Here is a 9,073-nt window from a genome sequence, read left to right on the forward strand (position 1 = left end):
TAATGCAAGTCAGATAAAATGATATAGAAAAGGCTATTTCAAATGAAACAGCCTTTCTTATATCCTTATTTTCTACTTAATCTTCTCCGTTAGCTTCCTTACAAAGCGATATTTATTGAAAAACTCCTTAGCAATCACACGCAAAATAGTATAAGTAGGAATCGCTAACATCATACCCAATATACCCGACATAGATCCAGCGAATAGTATAACTAAGAAAATCTCCAAGGGATGCGCATTCACACTATTCGAGTAGATAAGCGGTTGAAAAAGAATATTATCAATAAGCTGAACAATAAAAAAGACCAGAGCAGTATAACCTAAAAGAGGCACGACTTGGGTATAAAAGTCTACATCTAAATTTGTAGCTATTCCAATAATTAAACCAAACATGGTTCCGATCATTGGACCTATATAAGGGATTACATTAATCAATCCGGCAAACAAACCAACAACAACTGCATGACTAAATCCCATTCCCACAATTGTCAATCCTATAGTTACCATAGTGCCAACAAGAATGACTTCGAAAAAGAGTCCTACAAAGTAGCGCATCAATAGATTCTTTATTGAATCAAGTACATGACGAACGCCCTCTTCGTTTTTTTCTGGCACAAACAAAACCAAGGAATCAACAAAAAGACTACTATCCTTCAAAAAGAAAAATGTGATGAATGAGATGGAGAATAAGGCAATAAATAAGCCTCCAACTGTACCTGCTAAAGATCCAAATATTGACGAAACATCAGAAAATTGAAGAACTGATGATAGATTCTCAGTAATTAGGGCTTGAATTTTAAAATCGCTTCCGTCAGTAGAATACTTAGAAACAAAGGCTTCGATGTTCCTGATCGGTTCATCCAAACTATGAACAGCTGATTGCACATCAATATCCGATAATTGCCTTGCCTCTTCAACAATCATAGGAATAAAGGTTCGGAAGAATACAACCATAATCAGCCAAAGTAAAGCCAAGGTTAAACCCGCGGAAACACTTGTAGGAATGCGTCGTTTCTTAATTGTCGCTTTATTTAGAAAATCGACAACCGGACGTCCAATAAATGAAAGGACAACTGCAATTCCAATATAGGCAAGTATGGCACTGAAATACCAAAATATCAAACCTAAAAAAAACAGGCCGACAGCCGCAATTAAGTATTTCCCTTTTCCATTCATATCATAAGGTTCTTTTTACAGTAATAGACAATGCGTATAGACTACAAAGAAGCGAATTTTGCTTACTTTATTCGATTAAAATTAACAAAAATATTTAGCATTCGATTATTAGGCAAAAATTAAGGGCTATCGAATAATTTCGACAGCCCTTAAAAAAAAACGATATAAGTTCAATATCAATTTAAACTCAAATTACTGAGACCTAAATAGAAACTGGCTCTTTAACTTTTTGCTTCATCAAAGCAATTTCCAGAACATCCATTACATCTTCTACATAATGGAATTTTAGTCCTTTTAAATATATTGGCTTAATTTCTTCGATATCTCTTTCATTCTCGTGACAAAGAATAATTTCCTTGATTCCGGCACGTTTAGCCGCTAAAATCTTCTCGCGAATTCCTCCAACTGGTAATACTTTTCCTCTCAAAGTAATCTCGCCTGTCATGGCCAGGTTCTTCTTAATTTTACGTTGCGTAAAAGCAGAAGCGATAGATGTAATCATGGTAACACCTGCCGATGGTCCATCCTTTGGAATAGCACCTTCTGGAACGTGAATATGAAGATTCCACTTATCGAAAGCTTCTTGATTGATATCTAGTTTCGCAGCATGAGCTCTTAGGTATTCCTGAGCCAATAGAGCTGATTCTTTCATCACATCACCAAGATTACCTGTAAGAGTCAATTTACCTTTACCAGGACTCAAACTCGACTCTACATAAAGAATTTCACCACCTACTGATGTCCAGGCTAAACCCGTTACAACACCAGCAAACTCGTTACCCTGATATTTATCGCGATTGAAACGCTCAGCACCTAAATAGGATTTCAGCTCATCAACTTTTATCACCTTCTCGTAATTATCCTCCATAGCTACTTTCTTAGCTATACCACGCATCAATTTTGCAATCTTCTGATCTAAGCCACGCACACCCGACTCACGAGTATACTTTTCAATAATCTGAACAATGACTTCATTAGGCACTTCAACATGCTCTGCAGTCAATCCATGATTCTCCAATTGCTTAGGAATAAGGTGACGCTTAGCAATCTCTGCTTTTTCTTCAGTAATATAACCACTCACATCAATCATTTCCATACGATCGCGAAGTGGTGCTGAAATTGCGCCAACATTATTTGCTGTAGCCACAAACATAACCTTAGACAAGTCGTAATCTATATCAAGGAAATTATCGTGGAATGCACTATTTTGCTCTGGATCTAAAACCTCCAATAAAGCTGATGATGGATCACCTCTGTGATCAGAACCTACCTTATCAATCTCATCCAAAATAAATACTGGATTCGACGATTTAGCTTTTTTCATACCCATAATAATTCTTCCAGGCATGGCTCCAATATATGTTTTTCTATGTCCTCGGATTTCTGATTCATCGTGCAAACCTCCCAATGACATTCTTACGTACTTTCTATCAAGTGCTCTAGCTATAGATTTCCCTAAAGATGTTTTACCAACACCTGGAGGGCCATACAGACACAAAATTGGCGATTTCAAATCACCCTTTAATTTCAAAATAGCTAAGTGCTCAATGATACGATCCTTAACTTTCTCCAATCCAAAATGGTCAGCATCTAATACATTCTGAGCATTTTTCAAATCGAAATTATCCTTGGTGAATTCGTTCCATGGAAGATCGATCATTTCCTGCAAGTAGTTCAACTGAACTGAGTATTCAGCAGCTTGAGGATTCAATCGCTGTAATTTCTTCAATTCTTTTTCGAACACCTCAGCAACCTCATCGCCCCAAAGTTTCTCTAGAGCTTTCTCTTCAAGCTCCATCACATCCTCTTCTCCTGGATTTCCACCCAACTCATCCTGAATGGTTTTCATTTGCTGATGCAACAAATACTCACGTTGTTGCTGATCCATATCAGTCTTCACCTTCGATTGAATATCATCTTTCAATTCCAAGATTTGAACTTCAGCAGATAAAATCTCCAAAAGTTTCATAGCTCTATCTTGCAATACACCTATGTCTAGAAGACCTTGCTTCTTAATCAACTTCATCTCTGAGTTACTCGAAATAAAGTTGATCAGGAAAGATGATCCTTCAATATTTTTGATAGCAAATGTGGCCTCATTAGGAATCTGAGGACTCAACTTAATCACCTTAATAGCGATATCTTTAATTGATCCAACAAGTGCCTTAAACTGATCATCTTCACTCTCGGGACGGATATCTTTAAGGGTGCTTATTTTTGCAACATGATACGGATCGTTTGAGGTCATTTCCTCAATCTCGAAACGCTTCTTCCCTTGCAAAATAACAGTCGTGGTTCCGTCAGGCATTTCCAAAATCTTAATGATTTGGGCTACGGTACCAATCTTATTCATATCCTCAACTTCTGGTTCTTCAACCTCATAGTCGATTTGAGAAACGGCTCCTAAAAGGCCTTTATTTGCATAAACTTCTCTTACTAGCTTCAAAGATTTCTCTCTGCCAACTGTGATTGGAATAACCACACCAGGGAATAGTACAGTATTGCGAAGTGGCAAAATTGGCAAACTGTCAGGCACTACAAATTCATCAATGGCACTCTCATCCTCATCCGCTATAATTGGAATAAAATCAGAGTCCTCATCCATCAAATTCGTTAGACCTATGCTTCCTATATTGATTTCTATCTTACTACTCATATCTATCTTAGTCTTATTTCTGTCAAAAAATGCAAGAATGCCATACTATCACTCAGTTTGTGACATATTGACGCACTCTTACTTTACAATTATACTTCACGGCTAATAGACAATACTTATGCCAAGAAATAATTAACTAGAACGATTTTCTATATTTAGCTGTTATCTCAAACACATGATCCATAATATCTTCTTCAACTTTATCGAATTCTAAACCTCGACGCTGCATGACCAATTGAGCCACTTCATGAGCAGCCTTTAAGCGGTATTCCTGAAATCCATGATTACCTCCCATTGAAAAAGAGGGAATAAAATTACGTGGAAAGCCTGCTCCGTATACATTGGCACTAACTCCGATTACAGTTCCTGTATTCAACATGGTATTAATACCACATTTGGAATGATCACCCATAATTGTTCCGCAAAACTGCAAACCTGTTTTATCGAATCGATTCGATTTATAATTCCAGAGCTTCACTTCTGAATAATTATTTTTAAGATTCGAGTTATTCGTATCAGCTCCAATATTACACCACTCACCAATCACGGCATTCCCGAGGAAACCATCATGTGCCTTGTTAGAATAACCTAGAAAAACCACATTACTCAATTCTCCACCAGATTTACAATAAGGACCTAAAGTTGTTGCACCATATACTTTTGCTCCCATCTTTAAAGCAGAATGTTCGCACATAGCTAATGGCCCTCGTACCAAAGAGCCTTCCATAATTTCGGCATCTTTACCGATATAGATTGGGCCTTCATTTGCATTAAGAGTTGCAAATTCAACCTTTGCACCCTCCTCAAGAAAAATATTTTCCTCGCCAAGAACATTAACCGTTTTACTAATAACTTGTGATTTCCGCCCTTTAGTTAAAAGTTCGAAATCATCGCGAAGAGCTTTATCGTTAAGCTGAAAAATATCGTAAGCTTTTTCAATTCGAACTAATTCTCCTTGAAAAATAATCTTCTCTGCGTAGTCTGGTAATGAAATATCAAAATCCTCAAGCTTATCTTCACTTACCAATGCTGCTATTAAAATTCCATCATGAACTAGAACTTGCCCTTGAGACAATGACTGAATGGCTTCAATTAATGCTGAATTTGGCAGAACACAGGCATTAATCAGGATATTTTCACCTGCCTTTTTCATCGAATATTTCTTCGAAAGATAATCCTGAGTCATATAACTGATCTCCTGATTAAGATATTTATTCCACTTCTCAGAAATCCTTAAAATCCCCAATCTAATTTCAGAGATAGGTCGAGTAAAGGTCAAAGGCAAGAAATTTTGCCAGCTTTCATTATCAAAAAGAATATAGTTCATAGTGTCTTTTATTTTGTTTGGATTAACAAAAATAAAAAAAGCTCCGATAAATCGGAGCTTTTTTTATATTCTAAACACAATAAGATTATTTCTTAATGTGATTTTTGTATTTGTTCTTAAACTTATCGATACGACCTGCAGTATCGATTAGAGTCATCTTACCAGTATAGAAAGGGTGAGAAGTGTTAGAGATCTCAAGCTTCAATAATGGGTACTCTACGTTATCAATCTCGATAGTCTCTTTAGTTCTAGCTGTAGACTTAGTGATAAAAACAGTCTCATTTGACATGTCTTTAAAAGCTACCAAACGGTAGTTTTCCGGATGTATTCCTTGTTTCATCTTATTCTCTTTAAAATTTCTTATAATCTTCTTCCAATGGACTGCAAAGGTATATATTGTAATTAATTCTGCAAAGAAAAGTCTAAAGAATCTAACTTTTATTGCATTTATTCCTTGAATGCCTTACTTCCTCTGTTTTCCAGAGGGATAATAGGTATTCTTTTAAAGGGTGCTTTAGGGTCAAAAAGGCATCGATAGGTATGATGCTTCTTCATTCTAACTCCTCCAACCGACTCATAAATCGATATCATTTTAGGATTAAAATCACCAACCCACGATAGCTCTACCTCGGTATATTGCTTCTTTGCCTTAATCGCCTTATCCATATGCCAAAAAATAGCCGATTCAATTCCGAATCGTTGATATCTTGGCACAACACCCATAATTGTGATCCGAGCGCGAGTAATGGTTTTACGTTTCAAATGATAGAAGAATTTCAACTTGTTCCAAAAATCAAGTTTCCCATTCATTTTAATCAAAATCTGATTGATATCAGGCATCGCAACAAAAAAACCGATTGGTTTACCTTCGTGGTAAGCAAACCAAATAAATTCCTCCTCAATAATCCCCTTACCTTCACGCGCCATCTTTCGAATGTCTTCAATATCAATAGGCGTGAAATTATCATGAAACTTCCAGGCTTCATTATACACTTCTATGATATCCTGAATATATTTCTCTGAATTCGAAAATTTAAAATGCTCAAACTCAAAGCCTGGTTTCTTTGCTATCCATTCGGCAATTTTCCAAAAACGCTCTGGAAAAGGTTTTGTTCTATCAAGATGATAACTGTATTGTTCAAAGAAAACCTTAAAACCATAAGATTCGAAAAACGCCTTATAATAAGCTTTATTATAAGGCATACCAAAACCTTGTGGCATAAAACCTTCGACTAACAAACCCCAATGGTTATCGTTCTCGCCAAAGTTGATAGGCCCATCCATAGCTTCCATTCCTCTTTCTTTTAACCAATCCTTAGCGGTATCAAAAAGTAAAAAAGCGGCATCCTTATCCTCAATACATTCAAAAAAACCACATCCCCCTGTTGGCTGATCGTAACTAAAAGCCTTATGGGTATTTATAAAAGCTGCTATTCGTCCAATCACCTGACCTGCTTCATTGGTTAAAACCCAACAAATTGCTTCTCCATGTTTAAAGAATGAATTCTCCTTAGGATCAAAAATCCCATTTATTTCTCCATCCAAAGGACAAGCAAAATTAGGGTCATTCTTATACAGTGTTCGAGCAAAATCTAAAAATGATTGCTTTTGACTTTGACTTACAACTTCAATTATATTCATTTGATATTTTAAATGTTACAGATTGAAAATATGATTTTAAAAAGATTAATTGCGACTTGAAATCTTAGATAACAATCTTAAGATTTCAAGATATAACCAGATTAATGTTACCATGATACCAAAAGCACCATACCATTCCATATATTTTGGAGCACCCTGCTGAGCACCTTTTTCAATAAAATCAAAATCTAATACCAAGTTTAGTGATGCAATAGCAACCACAAATAGACTAATTCCAATGCTGACTAAACTATTCCCAAAGGCAAACCCCATATCCACGCCAAACATGCCTAGAATCCAAGTTGCCATATAGAATATAAAGATTCCTCCTGTAGCAGCAATAACGCCAGTTCTAAACTTCTTATTCACCTTAATAAGTCCAGCCTTATAGGCAAAAAGCATCATGAATAAAATAGCAAAGGTTAGGCCAACAGCTTGCATCACAATTCCCGGATATATGGCATTAAAACTTGCAGATAATCCTCCCAGTAATAATCCCTGACAAACCGCATAAATGGGTGCTGTAAATGGTGACCAAACAGGCTTGAAAATTGTGATTAATGCTAAAACAAAACCGCCAACACCACCACCAATCATCCATGGCATAATTGCAGTAGACAAACCGCCAGTTGGTGCAGATTCAAAATACATACCCCAGGTATAGCTTGCAGCTGATACAACCAAAAGCAACATTAGTGCAATTTTATTCACCGTTCCACTAACAGTCATCACATCCTCGTAGGTTCCATATCTTGCTTTCGCGAAAATTTTATCTGTTAATGCAGGGTTTGAACTTTTTGTAAAACTCATAATTCTTTATTTATTTTTATTCTAACACGAATTTAAGCAATATCGTGCAGTTCATGATATCATTTAACGAGTCGTTTATTTTGTTTTGAATGCACAAAACGACGACTCTTTATTTTTGAAATTCAAATTTAGGGATTATTTCACAATTCATTTATTAGAATTAAGAATTTAATCTCAATTCATGTCAGGAAATTCTGCCTGTAATTCTTCATAAACTTCAAGCCACTTATCATCAGCCACTTTTAACTTTCGAACATTTGAAAACGCGAGTTTCTTTAATAATTCATTTCTACGAGCAATCTTCCCAATAGCTCTAGGTAATTGCCTAATAAAATAGCTATGTTGTGGATGAGCAGGCAAGCAATTCATATAATTTTCAAAAATTGCACTCCCTCTTTTCTTGTCAATTAAGGCTAAACGTCCAATAGTCATTGTCGCACAAAGCTGATTCTTTTCTTCATCAGACTTTATCCAAGTGAGTATGTGAGTATCCAAGTTTGGTAAAGCAATCAACAAATTCATACAAAGCTGCTCAAGCAATTCGTTACTATCCGCCTCATCAATCCATCTTTTGAGTTGCTGCTCACTTACTTCTTGAGGCTTCTCCAACAAGCTTGCCATAATTCGGCTTTCGCGAAATCCTTTTGCCCACAGCTTATGAGCAAGTAAATGATTTGGTTCATATCGTTTTGCTAGTTCTTTCAAATTTACAACAGAAGCACCCAATGCCTTCTGATAATTCAATCCATATTTTTTCATTTCAGAGTGTACTTCTCCATTTCTAAACTGAAGAACTTCCTTAAACAATTCCTGAAATTGCTTTTCTATATTTTCATCGTCTATAAAAAACTCCATAATTCGTCTGTTTAGTCTAATATTACTACAAAAAAAGCCTTGTTTTTCGTTCTACAAAGGAAAACAAATAATTATCTGAAAAAAATATATACACCTAACTAATTGCAAAGCAACAACAACAGTCATTACAGAATGTTTTTTATTATTTTTTTTACAAATAGGTTTGGAACTTAAGTTTAGTTTTTCATATCTTTGCATCGCAAAAGGGAACAAATGGTGGTTGTAGCTCAGTTGGTTAGAGCGCTGGTTTGTGGTTCCAGAGGTCGGCGGTTCGAAACCGCTCATCCACCCCAATGCAAAACGCAGATACTTTTAATTAAGTATTTGCGTTTTTTTATGCATTAATTTTAAAGGGAATCATTCCAGGCTTTTTGATTACTTTTGCCATCTATAAAATTCAAACACGACAGAATGAATCAAAAATCGTTACTTGTATATGGCAGCCTAATTCTAGCCATGCTATTTTGGAGTTTTTCCTTTATATGGACCAAAATAGTCTTCTTGGTTTACAATCCAGTCACGACAGTGTTTCTACGTCTTATTATTTCATCGGTCATTTTATTTGCAGTAGGTAAAGGATTCAAAAAACTAGGTACTATCGAGAAAAA

At 35.9% G+C, this 9,073-nt stretch carries 8 protein-coding genes and 1 tRNA gene; 2 read left to right on the forward strand and 7 right to left on the reverse strand.

The features are described 5' to 3' along the window. Positions 1-72 precede the first annotated feature (72 nt). The 7 genes from ABY905_RS02545 to ABY905_RS02575 all read right to left on the reverse strand — a co-directional run bounded on the left by ABY905_RS02545 (position 73) and on the right by ABY905_RS02575 (position 8,465). Positions 73-1,176 carry an AI-2E family transporter gene (locus tag ABY905_RS02545; RefSeq protein WP_372640126.1) on the reverse strand — a complete coding sequence of 368 codons (1,104 nt, stop codon included), beginning with the start codon at positions 1,174-1,176 and terminating at the stop codon, positions 73-75. 202 nt (positions 1,177-1,378) lie between these two features. Further along, the gene (lon, locus tag ABY905_RS02550) at positions 1,379-3,832 is read right to left on the reverse strand and encodes an endopeptidase La (protein WP_372640128.1); all 2,454 of its coding nucleotides are present in this window, start codon (positions 3,830-3,832) and stop codon (positions 1,379-1,381) included. Between the two features lie 136 nt (positions 3,833-3,968). Then, positions 3,969-5,159, reverse strand: coding sequence for a GlmU family protein (locus ABY905_RS02555; RefSeq protein WP_372640130.1), 1,191 nt, complete (start codon positions 5,157-5,159; stop codon positions 3,969-3,971). An 85-nt stretch (positions 5,160-5,244) separates the two neighbouring features. After that, a complete protein-coding gene (locus ABY905_RS02560; protein ID WP_372640132.1) occupies positions 5,245-5,499 on the reverse strand; it encodes a type B 50S ribosomal protein L31 in 255 nt (84 codons plus the stop codon). A 107-nt stretch (positions 5,500-5,606) separates the two neighbouring features. Next, positions 5,607-6,800, reverse strand: a complete 1,194-nt coding sequence (locus ABY905_RS02565) for a GNAT family N-acetyltransferase (protein WP_372640134.1) — start codon at positions 6,798-6,800, stop codon at positions 5,607-5,609. 45 nt (positions 6,801-6,845) lie between these two features. Continuing rightward, positions 6,846-7,610, reverse strand: coding sequence for a Bax inhibitor-1/YccA family protein (locus ABY905_RS02570; protein WP_372640136.1), 765 nt, complete (start codon positions 7,608-7,610; stop codon positions 6,846-6,848). Between the two features lie 174 nt (positions 7,611-7,784). Beyond that, positions 7,785-8,465 (reverse strand): DNA alkylation repair protein, encoded by a 681-nt coding sequence (locus ABY905_RS02575; protein WP_372640138.1) that lies wholly within the window; start codon positions 8,463-8,465, stop codon positions 7,785-7,787. A 216-nt stretch (positions 8,466-8,681) separates the two neighbouring features. Here ABY905_RS02575 and ABY905_RS02580 point away from each other — a divergent pair. Beyond that, positions 8,682-8,758: transfer RNA gene (locus ABY905_RS02580), tRNA-His, on the forward strand. A gap of 118 nt (positions 8,759-8,876) precedes the next feature. Next, positions 8,877-9,073, forward strand: a 197-nt coding sequence (locus ABY905_RS02585; RefSeq protein WP_372640140.1) for an EamA family transporter, incomplete at its 3' end; no start/stop codon positions are given.

This window comes from Ancylomarina sp. (genome assembly GCF_041555295.1).
GTDB lineage: Bacteria > Bacteroidota > Bacteroidia > Bacteroidales > Marinifilaceae > Ancylomarina.